Origin of the sequence: Streptomyces sp. NPDC101237 (assembly GCF_044767465.1) — a bacterium.
Classification (GTDB): Bacteria; Actinomycetota; Actinomycetes; order Streptomycetales; family Streptomycetaceae; genus Streptomyces; species Streptomyces gramineus.
The window spans coordinates 93874-113084 of sequence record NZ_JBIWNY010000012.1 but is presented as its reverse complement, the minus strand read 5'-3'; the positions used below and the strand labels follow the sequence as shown (position 1 = coordinate 113084).

At 72.3% G+C, this 19211-nt stretch carries 14 protein-coding genes and 1 pseudogene; 11 read left to right on the top strand and 4 right to left on the bottom strand.

Translation table 11 applies throughout. The annotated features are described in order from the left end of the window. Nucleotide 1 precedes the first annotated feature (1 nt). The gene (locus tag ACIRQ9_RS20060; protein WP_404174781.1) at nucleotides 2–2920 is read right to left on the bottom strand and encodes a tetratricopeptide repeat protein; all 2919 of its coding nucleotides are present in this window, start codon (nucleotides 2918–2920) and stop codon (nucleotides 2–4) included. Further along, nucleotides 2920–4746 carry an HSP90 family protein gene (locus ACIRQ9_RS20055; protein WP_404174779.1) on the bottom strand — a complete coding sequence of 609 codons (1827 nt, stop codon included), beginning with the start codon at nucleotides 4744–4746 and terminating at the stop codon, nucleotides 2920–2922. The genes ACIRQ9_RS20060 and ACIRQ9_RS20055 overlap by 1 nt, the downstream gene beginning before the upstream one ends. Before the next feature lie 168 nt (nucleotides 4747–4914). Here ACIRQ9_RS20055 and recG point away from each other — a divergent pair, with 168 nt between their 5' ends. From recG to mutM, 8 genes and pseudogenes are all read left to right on the top strand, one after another. Further along, on the top strand, nucleotides 4915–7119 hold the full coding sequence (recG, locus tag ACIRQ9_RS20050; protein ID WP_404174775.1) for an ATP-dependent DNA helicase RecG: 2205 nt from the start codon (nucleotides 4915–4917) through the stop codon (nucleotides 7117–7119). Between the two features lie 137 nt (nucleotides 7120–7256). Next, nucleotides 7257–7847: pseudogene (gene rsmD, locus ACIRQ9_RS20045) on the top strand (16S rRNA (guanine(966)-N(2))-methyltransferase RsmD); the annotation flags it as partial. 26 nt (nucleotides 7848–7873) lie between these two features. Next, nucleotides 7874–8353, top strand: coding sequence for a pantetheine-phosphate adenylyltransferase (gene coaD / locus ACIRQ9_RS20040; protein WP_351932366.1), 480 nt, complete (start codon nucleotides 7874–7876; stop codon nucleotides 8351–8353). A gap of 58 nt (nucleotides 8354–8411) precedes the next feature. Beyond that, the gene (locus ACIRQ9_RS20035) at nucleotides 8412–9536 is read left to right on the top strand and encodes an ATP synthase F0 subunit B (RefSeq protein ID WP_404174772.1); all 1125 of its coding nucleotides are present in this window, start codon (nucleotides 8412–8414) and stop codon (nucleotides 9534–9536) included. 144 nt (nucleotides 9537–9680) lie between these two features. Then, nucleotides 9681–10331, top strand: coding sequence for a YceD family protein (locus tag ACIRQ9_RS20030; RefSeq protein ID WP_404174769.1), 651 nt, complete (start codon nucleotides 9681–9683; stop codon nucleotides 10329–10331). A 2-nt stretch (nucleotides 10332–10333) separates the two neighbouring features. After that, a complete protein-coding gene (gene rpmF, locus ACIRQ9_RS20025) occupies nucleotides 10334–10507 on the top strand; it encodes a 50S ribosomal protein L32 (RefSeq protein ID WP_007493396.1) in 174 nt (57 codons plus the stop codon). Between the two features lie 8 nt (nucleotides 10508–10515). After that, a complete protein-coding gene (gene rnc, locus ACIRQ9_RS20020) occupies nucleotides 10516–11370 on the top strand; it encodes a ribonuclease III (protein ID WP_404174766.1) in 855 nt (284 codons plus the stop codon). 83 nt (nucleotides 11371–11453) lie between these two features. Further along, nucleotides 11454–12314 (top strand): bifunctional DNA-formamidopyrimidine glycosylase/DNA-(apurinic or apyrimidinic site) lyase, encoded by an 861-nt coding sequence (mutM, locus tag ACIRQ9_RS20015; RefSeq protein ID WP_351932079.1) that lies wholly within the window; start codon nucleotides 11454–11456, stop codon nucleotides 12312–12314. On the opposite strand, the gene ACIRQ9_RS20010 is transcribed toward mutM, so the two are convergent. Further along, on the bottom strand, nucleotides 12287–12691 hold the full coding sequence (locus ACIRQ9_RS20010; protein WP_404174762.1) for a winged helix-turn-helix transcriptional regulator: 405 nt from the start codon (nucleotides 12689–12691) through the stop codon (nucleotides 12287–12289). The two genes, mutM and ACIRQ9_RS20010, sit on opposite strands and share 28 nt — an antisense overlap. An 82-nt stretch (nucleotides 12692–12773) precedes the next feature. Continuing rightward, nucleotides 12774–13922 carry a CAP domain-containing protein gene (locus tag ACIRQ9_RS20005; protein ID WP_404174759.1) on the bottom strand — a complete coding sequence of 383 codons (1149 nt, stop codon included), beginning with the start codon at nucleotides 13920–13922 and terminating at the stop codon, nucleotides 12774–12776. Nucleotides 13923–14110: 188 nt separating this feature from the next. Here ACIRQ9_RS20005 and ACIRQ9_RS20000 point away from each other — a divergent pair, with 188 nt between their 5' ends. The 3 genes from ACIRQ9_RS20000 to ACIRQ9_RS19990 all read left to right on the top strand — a co-directional run bounded on the left by ACIRQ9_RS20000 (nucleotide 14111) and on the right by ACIRQ9_RS19990 (nucleotide 19041). Beyond that, nucleotides 14111–14392, top strand: coding sequence for an acylphosphatase (locus ACIRQ9_RS20000; protein ID WP_404174756.1), 282 nt, complete (start codon nucleotides 14111–14113; stop codon nucleotides 14390–14392). Between the two features lie 383 nt (nucleotides 14393–14775). Continuing rightward, complete coding sequence (locus tag ACIRQ9_RS19995) at nucleotides 14776–14979, top strand: hypothetical protein (protein WP_093498859.1); 204 nt, start codon at nucleotides 14776–14778, stop codon at nucleotides 14977–14979. A gap of 291 nt (nucleotides 14980–15270) precedes the next feature. Then, on the top strand, nucleotides 15271–19041 hold the full coding sequence (locus ACIRQ9_RS19990; RefSeq protein ID WP_404174754.1) for an AAA family ATPase: 3771 nt from the start codon (nucleotides 15271–15273) through the stop codon (nucleotides 19039–19041). Nucleotides 19042–19211 lie beyond the last annotated feature (170 nt).

Sequence of the window (19211 nt, the reverse complement as noted above, 5' to 3'; positions counted from 1 at the left end):
TTCACGCCTGCGCGGGCTCCAGCAACTGCCGTGCCTCCGCCCGCCGGGCCCGGACCGTGTCGTCCTCGGGGTCCGCGTCCCGGTAGGCGTCCAGCACCGCACGCGCGCGTGCCGCCGCGTCGGCCGGCCGGCTCAGGTCGGCCTCCAGCCAGGCCGCCGCGAGTTCCGCGCCGGTACGGCTGTGCAGACCGTCCGCGCCCAGCTCGGCGAAGACGGCGATCGCCGCCGTCGTCTCGGCCAGCGCCGCCTCGAACGCGTCCTGGATCGCCGCGTCCTGCGCGTCCTCCGGCACGGACCGGGCCAGCAGGTCGCCGAACTGCCGGTGGGTGTGGCCGAGCTCACCGGTGAGCCGCTCCCGGGCCGCCGGATCCCGCAGCCCCGTCAGCGCCGTCTCGCATTCCGTCACCGCCGCCGTCATCAGCCGCCGCGCGCCCGCCGTCCCGGCCTCCGTGCGCAGCGCCAGCCACGCGCGGGCCCGCAACGACCGCACCAGGAAGTGCACGTTGCCCATCGCCCGCCACAGCTCGCCCGCGCGCGCGTACGCCCGGTCCGCGTCGGCGGCCAGCCCCGCGTTGCCCAGCGACTCGGCTGCCAGGTGCGCGAGCGTGGCGTGGTCGTGCTGCTCGGGCCAGTGCCGGGCGATCTCGGCCGCCTGCAGCCGCCGTTCGGCCGCCGCGTGATGCTCGCCGAGTTCGCTGAGGCAGTCCCCGAGCCACCACTGGGTCTGGACCACCGCGCCGTCGCCGTGCGTCTCGGCGCTCAGGTCCGCCAGCGCCGACTCCAGCACCTCGGCGGCCTCCGCGAACCGCCCCTGCCGCAGCAGCAGGCCGCCCAGCTGGTGGCGCGCCCACGCACCCAGGGTGGAGCTCTCCCCGGCCTCGTCGGCCCAGTGCGCCGCCTGGAGGGCGTGCTCGGCGGCCTCCTCCGCCGCGCCCCGGCCACCGAGCACCTCGGCCAGCTGGAGGTGCAGCTGGGCCCGCCCGACCGCCTCCACGTGCGGCCCGCCGTGCTCCAGGGCCGCGCGCAGCGCCCGCTCCGCCTCGGTCATGTCGCCCTGTTCATGGGCGAGCGCGGCCACCCGCACCTCGTACTCCACCGCGAACCACGGCAGCTGCGCGCCCACGAACTGCGCCGACGCCTGGCGGAACAGCTCGGCCGCCCGCTCCCCGTCGCCGGCGTGCTCGGCCAGTTCGGCGAGCATCGCCCGCCCCTCGGCCGCCCGTGACACCAGCCGGACGTCGGACCCGCCGCGCCCGCCGACGAGCGCCAGCAGCTCCCGTACGGCCTGCTCGGCCTCGGCCGCGCCCTCCGACCGTTCGTGCACCCGCCGCATCAGGATCCGCGCCCGGCTCATCAGCACGGACGCCGTCTGCCGCACGCCGGTGGCCTCGTCGGCGTACAGCGCGAGGATCCGGTCGTACGGCTCGCCGATCGCGGCCGTCGCCGCGTCCAGTTCGCCGGCCAGCGCGCGGACGTAGGCCGCACGCGCGCGTGCCGCGATCGCCTCGCCCTCGTCACCGGCCCGCGCGTACAGCTCGGCCGCACGCTCGAACAGCTCGGCGCCCTCGGGGCCGCGGCCCATCGCCGTGTGGTCGGCCACCTCCGCGCGGACGTAGGCGTCCACCTCGGTGTCCTCGGCGCCCTCGACCGCCTCGGCGACCGCCGCCCAGGCCTCCAGGGCGTGCGGCTGGAGCGTGTCCGACAGCCGGCGCGCCTCGGCGAGCAGCGCGGACAGCGACCGCGGCTCCTGCGCGGGCGCCCGCACCACCGGCGCGACCGGCCCGGCGGGCGCCGTCCGTGCCGCCCGCACTCCCAGGGGCAGGCGGTCGACCAGCGGCCGCTGGTCCATGCGCTCGCGCACCCGGTCGCCGACGTAGGAGGTGCCGTTGCGGGCGTCGAACCGGGCCGCCAGCTCCAGGGCCTCCGCGCGCGCGTGCCCGGCGAGTTCCGCGGCGCTCCACGCCCGCCCGGCCGGACCCGGCACCCGCTGCTCACCGAGGCCCAGCCCGGTCAGCCGCTCCATCAGCAGCGTCACCACCGCCAGGAAGTCCATCCGGCTGCGCGGCTGCCCGGTGTCGGTGAAGTAGGCGGGACGTTCCGCGAGCAGTTCGAGTCCGCGCGCCTCGTTGCCGGTCAGCGCGCAGAACTCCACGTGGTCCGCGTACGCGCCCCGCATGCTCTCCATGGGGCGCACCAGCCGGAAACCGCGCAGATGGTGGGCGCGGGCCTCGTCGGCCCGGCCCAGCCGCAGCAGCGGGACCAGGGACGACGCGAGGACCGTGTGCGGTTCGTGCGCGCAGCTGTACTCGCCCTCCAGAACCGGCCCCCACAGCTCCAGGGCCTCGGCGTCCCGGCCGTTGCGCAGCTGCCAGCCGCCCTGTCCGTGCAGCTCGCACGCATGGCAGTCGGCCATCCGGTCCCGGTCCGCCGCCAGCCAGGCCGCGTACGCCCGCTCCGCGCGCGGGAGGTCACCGATGTGCGCGGCCACGCTGAACTCGGCGCTGCGCACCGCCCGCTCGGAGTGCCCGGCGAGCCGGTAGCGGTGCTCCATCTCGCCCAGCCACTTCTCGATCGAGGCGAGCGGTATGTGCGGCTGGTCGAGCATGCCGGCCGACATCCACTTGAAGACCCAGTACAGGGAGTGCGTCTCGTACTCGTCGAAGTCCCCGGGCCGTTCGTCCCACAGGCGCAGCAGCCGCGCGAAGGGGACGAACATCTTGTCCTTCTCGGAGCTGTAGTTGTAGACCTTCAGCTGGTGTCCGAGCGCCTCGACCACGGCGAGCGGGACGTTCAGCTTCTCGGCCTCCGCCAGCAGCTGCTCCGCGCGCGCGTTGCGCGCGGGACCCTCCGGCTCCTCCGAGTTCTCGGCCATCGCGCGGCGCAGCGCGTCGAAGTCGGCGATGCCGCCGGTTGCGCCCATCAGCGGTCACCCTCCCCATGCGTGGCCCACTCCAGGAGGCCGATGAACGAGCGGTTGATCAGGACCGAGTCGGCGGGCCGCAGCGGACGCTGGGCCATCAGCAGCGCCTGCCCGTAGAGCGATTCGCTCGCGGTGCCGATCAGCTCCGGGTCGGTCAGGGAACTGATCCGCCGGATCAGCGGGTTGAGATGGTTGAGCACCAGACGGGCCCGGGGCGCACTGCCGCGCAGCGAGCCCAGGATGCCCGCCCACAGGTCGTCGGCCTGCTCCTCGGCCTCCGCGCGTGCCTGCTCGTGCCGTGCGGCCCGGTCGTCCAGGTGCAGCGCGGGCACGGACAGCGGGTGGAAGGCGCGCAGCACGACGTCGCAGCCCAGCGGGTCCAGCTTGGCCCGCGCGGCCGCGAGGAACCCGGCGAGCACCAGCTCCTCCGCCGGATCCACCGCGTCCAGGTGCGCGGTCACGGTGTCCGCGTCCAGCTCCGCGACCACCGTCCCGGGCCGCACCGACGGCAGTGCCTCGACCAGCTCGCTGTCGTAGGTGTAACCGCCGTTGACGACGCCGACGCCCTGCGCGGAGGCGATCGGCGCGACCTGCCGGTACTCCTCGACCGTCCTGGTGAAGTGCACCACCGGGTGGCGCTGCGCGAACTCCTCCAGGGACAGCTGGCCGTCGGTGGTCTCGAAGGGCAGCCACGGCAGCATCGTGCGCAGCATCTCCCGGTCGTGCCGGGCCAGCGACTTCACCCCGAGGTGATGCACCGAGAGGAACGCGGAGAGGCGTTCCGGATCACCCGCGGCCAGCCCGGTCAGCCAGGACCGAATCCTTTCGCCGAGCGCCTCCCGCACCGCCGCCAGCGTCTCGTCCTCGTACAGCGACTCGCGCGAGGCGGTCGGCCGGAGACTGTCCGTGTCCAGGACGCAGCGCACGAAGAACGCCCAGTCCGGCAGCAGCTGTTCGGCCCGCTCGGTGAGCAGCATGCCCTTGAGGTGGACGCGATGGCCGGCCCGCTGCGCCGGACTCACCGCGGACGGCAGCACGTAGGCCACCCCGCGGATCCCGGCCACCGGCACGTCCAGGGCGATCGAGTCCAGCGGCGCGAACCCGAACAGATCGTGGCAGTGCCGGGCGAGGGCGACCCGGCGGGTGCCGGGGGAGGGGTAGGGCCGGTCCCAGGGCGCGGGCAGGTCGGTGACCGCCTCGTCGCCCACCCGGACGTCGTAGGGCAGCAGCGAGCCGAAGTCACGGGCCAGCGCCAGCACGCGCCGCTCCTCCAGCCACTCCGCCGCGCCGGCCCGCGCCACCAGGTGCACGGTGGTGCCGGGCTCGGGCCGTGCCTCGGGCGGCAGCGTCCGCACGGTGTACGAGCCGTCGTCACGGGCCGTCCACTCCACCGGGAGCGCGTCCGGGGTGCGGGCGCTGCGGCTGACCACGCGGATCCGCTCGGCGACCACGAAGCAGGCCAGCAGCCCGATGCCGAACTGGCCGAGGAAGTCGGACCGGGCCTCCTGCAGCCCGTCCGCCCGCTTGGAGCTGCGCCCGATGGTCGCGAGCAGGCTGTGCACGTCCGCCTCGGTGAGCCCGACGCCGCTGTCCTCCACCCGAAGGGCACTGCCGTCGGCGTACAGGCGTACGCGCGCCGGGGCGTCGGGCTGCTCGGCCCGTCTGGCGGTGATGGCGTCCACCGCGTTCTGCAGCAGTTCGCGCAGGTAGACCTTGGGGCTGGAGTAGAGGTGGTGGGAGAGCAGGTCCACCAGACCGCGCAGGTCGACCTGGAACGTATGGGGAGGCTGTGGTGCCTGGGATGACTGTGAGGTCTGGGAGTCCATCGTCGCAGCGCCGGAGGGGGGAGACGTGGTCGGCGCGGGGTCGGGCGGTCCCTGGTGGGGCGGTGACCGCGGAAGGATGGCCGGAGCGCGCCATCCTATGACCCAAAACGGCCGCCTGACCAGGGGTTTCCCGAGACATATACGGCATTGTCAGTGGTGTGGTGTGCAATGGATCTCGTGCCCGCCCTGGAAGAACCACTGAAGAAGGTGCTCGGCCCCGCCACCGCCAAGGTGATGGCCGAGCACCTCGGCCTGCACACGGTAGGCGATCTCCTGCACCACTACCCGCGCAGATACGAGGAGCGCGGCCAGCTCACCCACCTCGCCGACCTGCCGATGGACGAACACGTCACGGTGGTCGCCATGGTGGCCGACGCCCGGCTGCACACGTTCGCCTCCGCCAAGGCGCCGCGCGGCAAGGGCCAGCGGCTGGAGGTCACGATCACCGACGGCAGCGGCCGGCTCCAACTGGTCTTCTTCGGCAACGGCGTGCACAAGCCCCACAAGGAACTCCTGCCGGGCACCCGCGCGATGTTCGCCGGGAAGGTCTCCGTCTTCAACCGCCGCCTCCAACTGGCCCACCCGGCCTACGAACTGCTCAGCGGCGACGACCCCGAGGAGTCGGTGGAGACCTGGGCCGGAACCCTGATCCCGCTCTACCCGGCCACCGCGAAGCTGGAGTCCTGGAAGATCGGCAAGGCCGTCCAGACGGTGCTGCCGAGCGTCCAGGAGGCCCTGGACCCGCTGCCGCCCGCCCTGTGCGAGGGCCGTGGCCTGGTCTCCCTGCCCGAGGCCCTGCTGAAGATCCACCGCCCGCACACCAAGGCGGACATCGCGCAGGCCCGCGACCGCCTCAAGTGGGACGAGGCCTTCGTCCTCCAGACGGCCCTGGCGCGGCGCCGCCACGCGGACGCCCACCTTCCCGCGGTGGCCCGGCGGCCGAGTCCCGACGGTCTCCTCACGGCCTTCGACGACCGTCTTCCCTTCACGCTCACGGACGGCCAGCGGAAGGTCTCCAGGGAGATCTTCGACGACCTGGCGACCGAACACCCCATGCACCGGCTGCTGCAGGGCGAGGTCGGCAGCGGCAAGACGCTGGTCGCCCTCCGCGCCATGCTCGCCGTGGTCGACGCGGGCGGCCAGGCGGCCATGCTCGCGCCCACCGAGGTGCTGGCCCAGCAGCACCACCGCTCGATCACCGAGATGATGGGGGAGCTGGCCGAGGGCGGCATGCTGGGCGGCGCCGAGCACGCCACCAAGGTCGTCCTGCTGACCGGCTCCATGGGCACCGCCGCCCGCCGCCAGGCCATGCTGGACCTCGTCAGCGGGGACGCCGGACTGGTGATCGGCACCCACGCCCTGATCGAGGACAAGGTCCGGTTCCACGACCTGGGCCTGGTGGTCGTGGACGAGCAGCACCGCTTCGGCGTGGAACAGCGCGACGCCCTGCGGGGCAAGGGCAGTCAGCCTCCGCACCTCCTCGTCATGACGGCGACCCCCATTCCCCGCACCGTCGCCATGACGGTCTTCGGCGACCTGGAGACCTCGGTCCTGGACCAGCTGCCGGCCGGCCGCTCCCCGATCGCCACGCACGTCGTCCCCGCCGCCGACAAGCCCCATTTCCTGGCCCGCGCCTGGGAACGGGTCCGCGAGGAGGTCGGCAACGGCCATCAGGCCTACGTGGTCTGCCCCCGCATCGGCGACGAGGACGAGGACCCGAAGAAGGCCAAGAAGTCCGCCGAGGACGAGGCGGAGAAGCGTCCCCCGCTGGCCGTCCTGGACGTGGCCGACCACCTCGCCAAGGGCCCGCTCGCGGGCCTGCGCGTCGAGGTCCTGCACGGCCGCATGCATCCGGACGACAAGGACGCGGTGATGCGCCGCTTCGCGGCCGGCGACACGGACGTCCTGGTCGCCACCACGGTCATCGAGGTCGGCGTGAACGTGCCCAACGCCACCGCCATGGTGATCATGGACGCCGACCGCTTCGGCGTCTCCCAGCTGCACCAGCTGCGCGGCCGGGTCGGCCGCGGCTCCGCGCCGGGCCTGTGTCTCCTGGTCAGCGAGATGCCCGAGGCGAGTCCGGCCCGCCAGCGCCTGACCGCCGTCGCCTCGACCCTGGACGGCTTCGAGCTGTCCCGCATCGACCTCGAACAGCGCAGGGAGGGCGACGTCCTCGGCCAGGCCCAGTCCGGAGTCCGCTCCAGCCTCCGCGTGCTGGCGGTCATCGAGGACGAGGAGATCATCGCCGAGGCCCGCGAGGAGGCGACGGCCCTGGTGGCCGAGGACCCGGAGCTGACCGCCTTCCCCGGCCTGCGGACAGCTCTGGACGCCCTCCTGGACGAGGAGAGAGAGCAGTACCTGGAAAAGGGCTGACGGGCGGCGCCGTGAAAGGGGCGCGGTGAACCGCGCGGCCGGCCACCGCGCGCCCGCCGCCGCCGCGGCGCACCGAACACCCACCCCGGCGGGCCTGCCAGACTGAACCCGTAAGCCGCCCTCGAAGAAGGACCCCCCCCATGACCCGCGTGATCGCCGGCGCGGCCGGTGGACGTCGGCTGACGGTGCCGCCCGGCACCGGAACCCGTCCCACCTCGGACCGTGCGCGCGAAGGCCTCTTCTCCACCTGGCAGTCCCTCCTCGGCGGCCCCCTGGACGGCGACCGCGTCCTCGACCTCTACGCCGGTTCGGGGGCCGTGGGCCTGGAGGCCCTGTCCCGCGGCGCCGGCCACACCCTCCTCGTGGAGGCCGACCCGCGCGCCGCCCGCGTCGTCCGCGAGAACGTGAAGAACCTGGGCCTGCCCGGCGCCGAGGTCAGAGCGGGCAAAGCGCAACAGATCATCCAGTCACCGGCGCCCGAGCGGCCGTACGACATCGTCTTCCTCGACCCTCCCTACGCCGTCTCCGACGACGATCTTCGGGAGATTCTCCTCACACTCGCCTCGGGGGGCTGGCTAGCGCCCGGGGCGCTCGTCACCGTGGAGCGCAGCACCAGAGGCGGCGACTTCCGCTGGCCGACCGGCTTCGAGGCCCTCCGGTCCCGTCGCTACGGCGAGGGAACGTTTTGGTACGGTCGCGCCGCCGCTACGTGCGAAGACGCACGATGACCGGACCGGAGAGCGAGGGATCACAAGTGCGCCGCGCCGTCTGTCCCGGGTCGTTCGACCCGATCACCAACGGACACCTCGACATCATTGCCCGAGCGTCCCGTCTCTACGACGAGGTCTACGTCGCGGTGATGATCAACAAGTCCAAGAAGGGCCTGTTCGAGATCGACGAGCGGATCGACCTGATCCGCCAGGTCACCGCCGACTGCGGGAACGTCCGCGTGGAGTCCTTCCACGGCCTCCTCGTCGACTTCTGCAAGCAGCGCGAGATCCCCGCCATCGTCAAGGGCCTGCGGGCGGTCAGCGACTTCGACTACGAGCTGCAGATGGCGCAGATGAACATCGGCCTCTCGGGCGTGGAGACGCTCTTCGTGCCGACCAACCCCACCTACAGCTTCCTGTCGTCCTCCCTGGTCAAGGAGGTCGCCCAGTGGGGCGGCGACGTCTCGCACCTGGTGCCGCCGGCCGTGATCGAGGCCCTCAACAAGCGTATCCGCCGGGACTGATGGGGCTACAGTCGTCCCGTCGGTCTCCAACACGGCTGTAGAGAGTGGCGAGCGCAGGGTGGACGTACAGAACAAGCTCGACGAGATCGTGGCCACCGTCACCGGTGCCCGGGCCATGCCCATGTCGGCGTCGTGCGTGGTCAACCGGGCCGACCTGCTCGCGATGCTCGAAGAACTGCGCCAGGCGCTGCCCGGCTCCCTCGCCCAGGCCCAGGAGCTGATCGGCGACCGCGAGCAGATGGTCGAGCAGGCGCGTATGGAGGCCGAGCGGATCATCGAGACCGCGCACGCCGAGCGCGGCTCGCTGATCTCCGACACCGAGGTGGCCCGCCGCTCCCAGGCGGAGGCCGACCGGATCCTCGGCGAGGCGCGCCGCGAGGCCGAGGAGGTCCGCGCCGAAGCCGACGACTACGTCGACTCCAAGCTCGCCAACTTCGAGGTCGTCCTCACCAAGACCCTCGGCTCGGTCGGCCGCGGCCGCGAGAAGCTCCTCGGCACCGGACCCGGCCTCGACGAGCAGGGCTACGAGGACGAGGACGCCCCCGAGCGCAGCCACGACCCCGAGACCCTGCGCCGCGACGCCGACGCCTACGTCGACGTGAAGCTCGGCGCCTTCGAGGCGGTCCTCGCCAAGACCCTGGAGGCCGTCGGCAAGGGCCGGGCCAAGCTGCACGGCCGGATCGCCTCCGACGCCCTCGGCGCCCTGTCCGACGACAACACGACCTTCCAGCACTCCAGCGACGCCGACTACCTCGCCGACCTCGCGGCCCTCGCCGACCAGGACGCGCAGGCCGCGCAGGCCGAGCCGCAGCCCGCCGCCGTCCCGCAGCAGCCGCAGTACGATCCGCAGCCGGTGCAGCAGCCCGTGACGCAGGACCCGTACGGCTACCCGCAGCAGCAGGACCCCTACGGCAACTACCCGCAGCAGCAGCCCGCCTACGCCCAGCAGGACCCCTACGGCTACCAGCAGGCCGACCCGTACTCCTCCCCCACCTCCGGCTACGCTCCGGCGGGAGGGGCCCCCTTCCAGGGCTACGACACCGGTCAGCAGCCCGCCTACGACCCCCGGCAGCAGGCGGCCCAGCACCAGCAGGCCTACGCCCTGGACGAGACCAGCCTCTTCGACACCGGCATGATCACGCCGGAGCAGCTGAGGGCCTACGAGCAGGGCCGGGGCCAGTAGCGGAGGCGGCCGCGGCCGCCGGATTGGGCCGACAGCGAAAGGTCCAGTATCCTGGCTCTTCGGTCGCGACTACGTGCGCGATCACAGCTGCCTGGAGAAGTCTTCCGGACGGCTTCCCTCTGGACTCGGAGATCGAAAGCAGGAATGGCTCCTCACGCACGCCTCGACCACCGCAACCCTTTCGTGTTCGACACACACGAGCTGGGGCGGCGTCCTGGCGCGCTGCAGCGCCTGACCCGCATGATCGACGCCCCGGAGGACTTCGGGATCAAGGGAGTCATCGGAGTGCCGCTGGGCGCGCCGGTGGAACTCGACCTCCGTCTCGAGTCGGTCATGGAAGGGGTGCTCGTCACAGGCACCGCCCGTGCACGGGCTGAGGGGGAGTGCGTAAGGTGTCTGGAGCCGGTCGGGCAGGAGCTCGAAGCGGACTTCCAGGAACTGTTCTCGTACCCTGACGCCGACGACCGGGGCCGCGTGACCGCGGAACCGGGCGACGACGCCGAGGACGACGAGGACAGGTTCTTCATCGAGGACGGCCTGTTCGACCTCGAACCCGTGCTGCGCGATGCGGTGGTGCTCGCACTGCCGATGCAGCCGGTGTGCCAGGACGACTGTGCAGGCCTGTGCTCCGAGTGCGGAGCCCGGCTCGCGGACGACCCGGACCACCACCACGACGCCGTCGACATCCGTTGGGCGGCTTTGCAGGGACTCGCCAGTTCCACGAGGGACGGCGAGAAGGACGAGATGAGCGGCGCTGACGCGGAAGCGGGCGTCGACGAGAAGCAGGAGAAGTAGCCGTGGCTGTTCCGAAGCGGAAGATGTCGCGCAGCAACACGCGCCACCGCCGGTCGCAGTGGAAGGCTGCGGTCCCCACCCTGGTTGCGTGCGAGCGCTGCCACGAGCCCAAGCTGCAGCACATCGCGTGCCCGTCGTGCGGCACCTACAACAAGCGCCAGGTCCTCGAAGTCTGAGCGGCCAGGTGAGAGGCACTGTGTCCAGTTCCAAGAAGGCGGATGACGCCAAGGCGGATCCATCCGCCAAGAAGAAAACGGACAGCACGGCCTCGTCCCACACGCTTCTGGAAGGGCGGCTCGGCTATCGGCTCGAGTCCGCCCTTCTGGTGCGTGCGCTGACCCACCGTTCCTACGCGTACGAGAACGGCGGCCTGCCGACGAACGAGCGGCTGGAGTTCCTCGGTGACTCCGTCCTCGGCCTCGTCGTCACGGACACGCTGTACAACACCCATCCGGATCTGCCCGAGGGCCAGCTGGCCAAGCTCCGGGCAGCGGTGGTGAACTCGCGTGCGCTCGCGGAGGTGGGCCGTGGTCTCGACCTGGGCTCCTTCATCCGGCTCGGCCGCGGTGAAGAGGGCACGGGCGGCCGGGACAAGGCGTCCATCCTCGCCGACACCCTGGAAGCGGTGATCGGCGCGGTCTATCTCGACCAGGGCCTCGATTCGGCGTCCGAGCTGGTGCACCGGCTCTTCGACCCGCTGATCGAGAAGTCCTCGAACCTCGGAGCCGGCCTGGACTGGAAGACCAGTCTCCAGGAGCTCACCGCGACGGAGGGCCTCGGCGTGCCCGAGTACCTGGTCACGGAGACCGGCCCCGATCACGAGAAGACCTTCACTGCTGCCGCCCGCGTCGGAGGCGTCTCGTACGGCACCGGCACCGGCCGCAGCAAGAAGGAGGCGGAGCAGCAGGCCGCCGAGTCCGCGTGGCGCGCCATCCGCGCCGCCGCGGACGAGCGGGCCAAGGCCGCCACGGCGGCGGCAGCCGAACAGGCCGCCGCGGTCCAGGAGGACGACGGCTCGTCGTCCGCCGCCTCCGCCTGACGAACAGCGCGACGATCCGAGCGCCCGGCCCCGCACAGGGCCCGGGCGCTCGGATTCGTCCAGGGTCCTGCACGGGAGACGCGATGCCCGAATTGCCCGAGGTCGAGGTCGTACGGCGGGGTCTGGAGCGATGGGTCGCCCATCGGGTCGTCGCCGAGACCGAGGTGCTGCACCCGCGTGCCGTGCGCCGGCACCTCGCCGGTGCCGACGACTTCACGCACCGGCTCAAGGGTCACCGCGTCGGCACGCCCAGCCGGCGCGGCAAGTACCTGTGGCTGCCGCTGGAGGACACCGGCCAGTCGGTCCTCGCCCACCTCGGCATGAGCGGCCAGCTGCTGGTGCAGCCGCACGAGGCGGCCGACGAGAAACACCTCAGGATCCGCGTCAGGTTCGCCGACGGCCTGGGGACCGAACTCCGGTTCGTCGACCAACGCACCTTCGGCGGGCTGTCGTTGCACGACAACACCCTCGACGGGCTGCCGGACGTCATCGCGCACATCGCCCGCGACCCCCTCGACCCGCTCTTCGACGACGAGGCCTTCCACCAGGCGCTGCGCCGCAAGCGCTCCACCATCAAGAGGGCACTGCTCGACCAGTCGTTGATCAGCGGAGTCGGCAACATCTACGCGGACGAGGCCCTTTGGCGGGCCCGGATCCACTACGAACGCCCGACGGCCGGCTTCACCCGGCCGCGCACCGCCGAACTCCTCGGCCACGTACGGGACGTGATGAACGCGGCCCTGTCCGTCGGCGGCACCAGCTTCGACAGCCTCTACGTCAACGTCAACGGCGAGTCCGGCTACTTCGACCGCTCACTGGACGCCTACGGACGGGAGGGCCTGCCCTGCCGGCGGTGCGGGACGCCGATGCGCAGGCGGCCCTGGATGAACCGGTCCAGCTACTTCTGCCCGGCCTGTCAGCGGGCGCCGCGCGTGTCGTCGTAGGCCTCGCGGGCCGCCAGCACCTCGTCCATCCGGCTCTCCACGAAGTGGACGACGGACAGCAGGCGTTCGGCGACGCCGCGGCCGAGCGGGGTGAGTTCGTAGTCCACTCGCGGCGGGTTGGTCGGCTGCGCCTCGCGGTGCACCAGACCGTCGCGCTCCAGGGCCTGGAGGGTCTGGGAGAGCATCTTCTCGCTGACGCCGTCCACGCGCCGGCGCAACTCGTTGAACCGGAACGACCCCTCGTGCAGCGCGCTCAGGGTCAGCCCGCCCCAGCGGCCCATGACATGGTCGAGCGTGCCGCGCGAGGGACAGGCCCGCGCGAAGGCGTCGTACGGAGGATGCGTCTCCTCGGGACGGCCCTCGATGCTGGTGGTCATGTGTCCAGGGTAAGTGACCACAGCGCTAACCGACAGGGTGCGCTAACCATCGGTTAGCGCACCCGGGACCGTCCGACGCGGCTCAGTAGCCGAAGTCCTGCGTCCACCAGGGGCCGCCCGAACCGAAGTGCACCCCGACCCCGAGGGTCTTGAAGTCGCAGTTCAGTATGTTGGCGCGGTGGCCCTCGCTGTTCATCCAGGCGTCCATCACGGCCTCGGCCGTGGCCTGTCCCCGGGCTATGTTCTCGCCGCCCAGGTTGGATATGCCGGCGGCCGCGGCCCGGTCCCACGGCGTCTTGCCGTCCGGGTCGGTGTGGTCGAAGAAGTCCCGCGCGGCCATGTCCTCGCTGAACGACTCGGCGAGGCCGGCCAGCGAGGAGCTGGCGGACAGCGCGCTGCAGCCGACCTTGGCCCGCTCCTCGTTCACCAGCTTGAGCACCTCGGCCTCGGCGGCCGCCGCCTCGGACACGGCGACCGGCGCGGTGGTCCTCACCGGTGCCCTGGTCGCCGTCCGGGCGGCCGAGGGGGTCGTCTTGGCGGACGGCGTGCCGGCGCTGGTGCTGGGCGACGGCTTCTCGGACGCGGTCTTCGACGGGGCGGGAGAGGAGGAGACGGGGGCCGGAGCGGCGGCGGACGCCGTCCCGGTGGGCGCTCCGGAGCGCTGGCTGTCCCCGCCCGTGGTGGAGCCGGCGCTCTGGCCGGTGCCCTGGCCGTCGGCGTCGCCGGAGGTGCCGCCCTGCTCGGCGGCGGTGTTGCCGGGCACCCCGTCGGCCTGGACCTGGTCCCCGCCGGTGGTGCCGGAGGTGCCGCCGAGCTTGTAGTTCTCCAGGCCCGGCACCAAGCCGGTGGCCACCGCGACGGTGCCGATGGCGACGGCGGCCGAGACCCCGAGCAGCCCGGTGCGCATGGGCCGCGCGGCCTTCTTCCTGCGCCGGTGGCCGCCCGCGGGGGAGCCGCCGGTCACCGGGGCGAACTCCTCGGTGGAGAAGACGGCGGTGTCGTCGGCCCGGGCGTAGTCCTCCTGGGGTGCGTACAGATAGGCGGAGCTGCGCGCGTTGGCGTCGGCGTACTCCTCCTGGTGCAGGTAGGCGGCGGTCCCCGTGCCGAAGCGGAGCCCCGCGTACGAGTCCTGCGGGTCGTGGCCGCCCGGGTACGGGCCGTCGTCGTCCGTGCCCCCCATGGCGCGGCTCGTGGCGGCGCGGCCGGCGGCGGAGCGTCGGTGGCGTCCCATGTCCTTGCCTTCTTCCCTCGTCCTCGCGGTCGGGTCGACCAGGGGCCGGTGCGGCCGATGACTCCTTCTGGTCAACCACCCTCACTCGATCGAGTGAGTTTCAGATGAGATTCTTTGGGTGGGGACGGTACCGCATGGCGGTGGGGGCGGAGGGGGCCCGCGTGACATTGCCCGGTTAGGTTGCACCCATGAGTGAGGATGTACGACTGGTCGCCTGGGTCCGCGGCCGGGTGCAAGGTGTCGGTTTCCGCTGGTTCACGCGCGCCAAGGCCCTGGAGATCGGGGGCCTGAGTGGTTTTGCTCTCAATCTGGGCGACGGCCGCGTGCAGGTGGTCGCGGAGGGTGCCCGGGAGGGCTGCGAGGGCCTGCTCGACTGGCTCCAGGGCGATGACACGCCCGGGAGGGTGGAGGGTGTCACCGAGATCTGGGACACACCGCGCGGCGGCTACGACGGGTTCGCGATCCGCTGACTCCGCTCCGTGAGGTCCCGCAGGTGGCGGCGGACCGGGCGGCCGCAGGCAGCCGCCCGGAGCGGAAACCGCCTGGTGGTTGCCAAGAATCGCGCGCCGTGGCAGGCTCCGCAGATACAGCTGATCGACACGCCGACAGGGCCCCGCAGGGATCGCAGCGCCGCCGCTACCGAGCCGCGCGCGCCCGGGTTCACCCGCCAATACAGGGCGTGATCGTGTTGACCGTCAAACTTTTTGGTGAGACGCTGAAAGCCCCGCGCACCTTAGCTGTTTGGCATGGAGCAACAGGCGAGTAACACTCGGATGTGTCAAGCACCGCGGGTGCGAATCCCTCACGACCCACACCGCTACGGTCGGTCACTCAGTGTGGAGGACCATCCATCATGGCAAAGGCGCTTCTCGGTTACGTCGGCGGCTCCGACCCGCGACTCCTCGCCGAGATGCGACGGCTCCAGCAGCGTGTCCAGGACCTCGAATCCGAGCTGGTACGGATTCAGGCAGAGAACGACGCGCTGACGGCTGCCGCTTCTCCCGACAGGATCATGGAGAGCATCGACGCAAACCAGGCGGAGCCTGCGCTCACCTGATCGCTGCACAGCTCCACAACAGCACATGCGGCGGTCGGGCAGCCCTTTCAACCGCTAAGTAGTCAAGATCTGCAAGGGACGCCCCGGCGTCCCTTCTTTTCTTCTCGCTCCTCTTTCCCCGATTCCCCGTCCGCGTTTCCCGCCCCCGCGGCCCCCGTGGCGGCACCCTCGAGGCCCGCGCATCCTTTCACCTTCTTTAACGTCTGGTGTGCCCTGCGTGTTCATGCGCGAAACCGCGAGGTTGCGAGGGGTCGTGGAGTGCGATAGCACCGCCGGGTAAAGTCCGACGGCGTGCATCTCAAGGCCCTGACCCTTCGCGGGTTCAAGTCGTTCGCCTCGGCGACCACGCTCCGGTTCGAGCCGGGGATCACGTGCGTCGTCGGTCCGAACGGCTCGGGCAAGTCCAACGTCGTGGACGCGCTCACCTGGGTCATGGGCGAGCACAGCGCCAAGTCGCTGCGCGGCGGCAAGATGGAGGACGTCATCTTCGCCGGCACCACCGGCCGTCCCCCGCTCGGCCGCGCCGAGGTGTCCCTGACCATCGACAACTCCGACGGCGCGCTGCCCATCGAGTACGCCGAGGTCACCATCACGCGGATCATGTTCCGCAACGGCGGCAGCGAGTACCAGATCAACGGCGACACCTGCCGCCTCCTGGACATCCAGGAACTGCTCTCCGATTCCGGCATCGGCCGCGAGATGCACGTCATCGTGGGCCAGGGCCAGCTCGACTCCGTCCTGCACGCCGACCCGATGGGCCGCAGGGCCTTCATCGAGGAGGCGGCCGGCGTCCTCAAGCACCGCAAGCGCAAGGAGAAGGCGCTCCGCAAGCTGGACGCGATGCAGGCCAACCTCGCGCGCGTGCAGGACCTGACCGACGAGTTGCGGCGCCAGCTCAAGCCTCTCGGCCGGCAGGCCGCGGTGGCCCGCAGGGCCGCCGTCATCCAGGCGGACCTGCGGGACGCGCGTCTTCGCCTGCTCGCCGACGACCTCGTGCGGCTCCGCCAGGCGCTGCAGGGCGAGATCGCCGACGAGGCCGCCCTCAAGGAACGCAAGGAAGCCGCCGAGCAGGAGCTGAGGAAGGCCCTCCAGCGGGAGGCGCTCCTGGAGGACGAGGTACGGCAGCTCACCCCGCGCCTGCAGCGCGCCCAGCAGACCTGGTACGAGCTGTCCCAGCTGGCCGAACGCGTGCGCGGCACCATCTCGCTGGCCGACGCCCGGGTGAAGAGCGCCACCTCCGCACCGCCCGAGGAGCGCCGCGGCCGCGATCCGGAGGACATGGAACGCGAGGCCCACCGCGTCCGTGAGCAGGAGGCCGAGCTGGAGGCCGCTCTGGAGGCGGCCCAGCACGCCCTCGACGACACCGTCGCCCACCGCGCCGAACTGGAGCGGGAACTGGCGATGGAGGAACGGCGCCTGAAGGACGTGGCCCGTTCCATCGCCGACCGGCGGGAGAGCCTGGCCCGGCTGAACGGCCAGGTGGGCGCGGCCCGATCGCGTGCCGGTTCGGCCCAGGCGGAGATCGACCGGCTGGCCGCCGCCCGCGACGAGGCCCAGGAGCGGGCGGTGTCGGCGCAGGAGGAGTACGAGGCGCTCAAGGCGGAGGTCGACGGCCTCGACGCCGGTGACGAGGAACTGGCCGGCCGGCACGAGCAGGCCAGACAGCGGCTCGCCGAGGCGGAGGCGGCGCTGACCGCGGCCCGTGAGGCGACCACCGCGGCGGAACGCAGCCGCGCCGCGACCCAGGCCCGCCACGAGGCACTGGCGCTGGGCCTGCGCCGCAAGGACGGCACCGGCATACTGCTCGGCGCCCGCGACCGCCTGACCGGAGTCCTCGGGCCCGCGGCGGAACTGCTCTCGGTGACCCCGGGCCACGAGACGGCCCTGGCGGCGGCCTTCGGCGCCGCGGCCGACGCGGTCGCGGTGACCACCCCGGCCTCCGCGGCCGACGCGATCAGGCTCCTGCGCAAACAGGACGGCGGCCGGGCGGCCCTGCTCCTGGCGGGAGCCCCGGAGGGCCGCCCCGCGGCGCCCGGAAGGGCCGCGGAGAACGGCGCGACCGGCCACCGGTCACCCGCGGCCGACCACGCCGGAGCCGACGCGGCTCACGAGTGGGGCGCGGGGAACGGCGGGAGCGGCCACCGGTCACCCGCGGCCGACCACGCCGGAGCCGGCGCGGCTCACGAGTGGGGCGCGGGGAACGGCGGGAGCGGCACCTACGCACCCGCCCCCGACCGGCACCCCGCGACCTCCCTCCCTTCCGGGACCTTCGCGGCCGACCTGGTCCGGGGCCCCGCGGACCTGATGCCCGCCGTGCGACGGCTCCTGACGGACATCGTCGTCGTCGAGGACCTCGAATCCGCCGAGGACCTCGTCTACCGCCACCCACATCTCACCGCCGTCACCGCCGAAGGCGACCTGCTCGGCGCGCACTTCGCGCACGGCGGCTCCGCGGGCGCCCCCAGCCTCCTCGAAGTACAGGCGTCCGTGGACGAGGCCGCCGCCGAACTGGAGGAGCTGGCGGTCCGCTGCGAGGCCCTGGCCGAGGCCCAGCTGACCGCCCAGGAACACCGCAGGGCGTGCGCCGCCCAGGTCGAGGAGCTGGCCGAACGCCGCCGCGCCGCCGACCGGGAGAAGTCCTCCGTCGCCCAGCAGCTCGGCCGGCTCGCCGGACAGGCGCGCGGCGCGGCCGGCGAGGCGGAACGCTCCACGGCGGCCGCCGCCCGCGCCCAGGAGTCCCTCGACAAGGCACTCGAAGAGGTCGAGGTGCTGGCCGAGCGGCTGGCCGTCGCCGAGGAGATGCCGGTCGAGGAGGAACCGGACACCTCGGCACGGGACCGTCTCGCCGCCGACGGCGCCAACGCCCGCCAGACCGAGATGGAGGCCCGCCTCCAGGTCCGTACCCACGAGGAGCGGGTCAAGGGACTGGCCGGCCGCGCCGACTCGCTGGACCGCGCCGCCCGCGCGGAACGCGAGGCACGCGCGCGTGCCGAACAGCGCCGCGCCCGGCTGCGCCACGAGGCCGCGGTCGCGGAGGCCGTCGCCGCGGGCGCCCGCCAGCTGCTCGCGCACGTCGAGGTCTCGGCCGGCCGGGCCGACCGCGAGCGGGCCGCCGCCGAGGCCGCCAAGGCCCGTCGCGAGCAGGAGCTGGCGGCCGCCCGCGGCACCGGCCGCGATCTCAAGGCGGAACTCGACAAACTCACGGATTCAGTTCACCGGGGTGAGGTACTCGGCGCCGAGAAACGGCTGCGGATCGAGCAGCTGGAGACCAAGGCGCTGGAGGAGCTCGGTGTCGAACCGGCGGGACTCGTCGAGGAGTACGGACCGCACCAGCCGGTGCCGCCCTCGCCCCCCGCCGAGGGCGAGGTGCTGCCCGACGACCCCGAGCACCCCCGCAACCTGCCCAAGTCCTTCCACCGCGCCGAGCAGGAACGCCGGCTCAAGGCGGCCGAGCGCGCCTACCAGCAGCTCGGCAAGGTGAACCCGCTGGCCCTGGAGGAGTTCGCGGCTCTCGAAGAACGCCACCAGTTCCTCAGCGAACAGCTGGAGGACCTGAAGAAGACCCGCGCCGACCTGCTGCACGTGGTGAAGGAGGTCGACGAGCGCGTCGAGCAGGTCTTCACCGAGGCGTTCCGGGACACGGCCCGCGAGTTCGAGGGCGTCTTCAGCCGCCTGTTCCCGGGCGGTGAGGGACGGCTGATCCTGACCGACCCCGACAACATGCTCACCACGGGCGTGGACGTCGAGGCCAGGCCGCCGGGCAAGAAGGTCAAGCGGCTCTCCCTGCTGTCGGGCGGCGAGCGTTCGCTGACCGCCGTGGCGATGCTGGTGTCGATCTTCAAGGCGCGCCCCAGCCCGTTCTACGTGATGGACGAGGTCGAGGCGGCCCTGGACGACACCAACCTCCAGCGGCTGATCCGCATCATGCAGGAACTGCAGGAGTCCTCGCAGCTGATCGTGATCACCCATCAGAAGCGGACGATGGAGGTCGCGGACGCGCTGTACGGCGTCTCCATGCAGGGCGACGGTGTGTCGAAGGTCATCAGCCAGCGGCTTCGCTGACGGCGGGCCCTGCCGGGCTCCGGCTCGGGCCGCGTTCTGGCTGGTCGCGCGGCTTCCCCAGCCCTTAGGTAGATCATCTCCTCTCGTTCTTCAAGAAGTGAACGCATCTCCGATGCGTGGTCACTGCAACTTCACATCACACCGGCTATTGACTTCGAAACTTGAAGGCA

Excerpts from the sequence above, each read along its gene's own strand:
- ACIRQ9_RS19995 (WP_093498859.1), top strand. The coding sequence starts at position 14,776 with ATGGCAAAGGCGCTTCTCGGTTACGTCGGCGGCTCCGACCCGCGACTC.
- ACIRQ9_RS20010 (WP_404174762.1), bottom strand. The coding sequence starts at position 12,691 with ATGACCACCAGCATCGAGGGCCGTCCCGAGGAGACGCATCCTCCGTAC.
- ACIRQ9_RS20055 (WP_404174779.1), bottom strand. The coding sequence starts at position 4,746 with ATGGACTCCCAGACCTCACAGTCATCCCAGGCACCACAGCCTCCCCAT.
- ACIRQ9_RS20005 (WP_404174759.1), bottom strand. The coding sequence starts at position 13,922 with ATGGGACGCCACCGACGCTCCGCCGCCGGCCGCGCCGCCACGAGCCGC.
- mutM (WP_351932079.1), top strand. The coding sequence starts at position 11,454 with ATGCCCGAATTGCCCGAGGTCGAGGTCGTACGGCGGGGTCTGGAGCGA.
- recG (WP_404174775.1), top strand. The coding sequence starts at position 4,915 with ATGGATCTCGTGCCCGCCCTGGAAGAACCACTGAAGAAGGTGCTCGGC.
- ACIRQ9_RS20060 (WP_404174781.1), bottom strand. The coding sequence starts at position 2,920 with ATGGGCGCAACCGGCGGCATCGCCGACTTCGACGCGCTGCGCCGCGCG.
- ACIRQ9_RS20000 (WP_404174756.1), top strand. The coding sequence starts at position 14,111 with ATGAGTGAGGATGTACGACTGGTCGCCTGGGTCCGCGGCCGGGTGCAA.
- ACIRQ9_RS20030 (WP_404174769.1), top strand. The coding sequence starts at position 9,681 with ATGGCTCCTCACGCACGCCTCGACCACCGCAACCCTTTCGTGTTCGAC.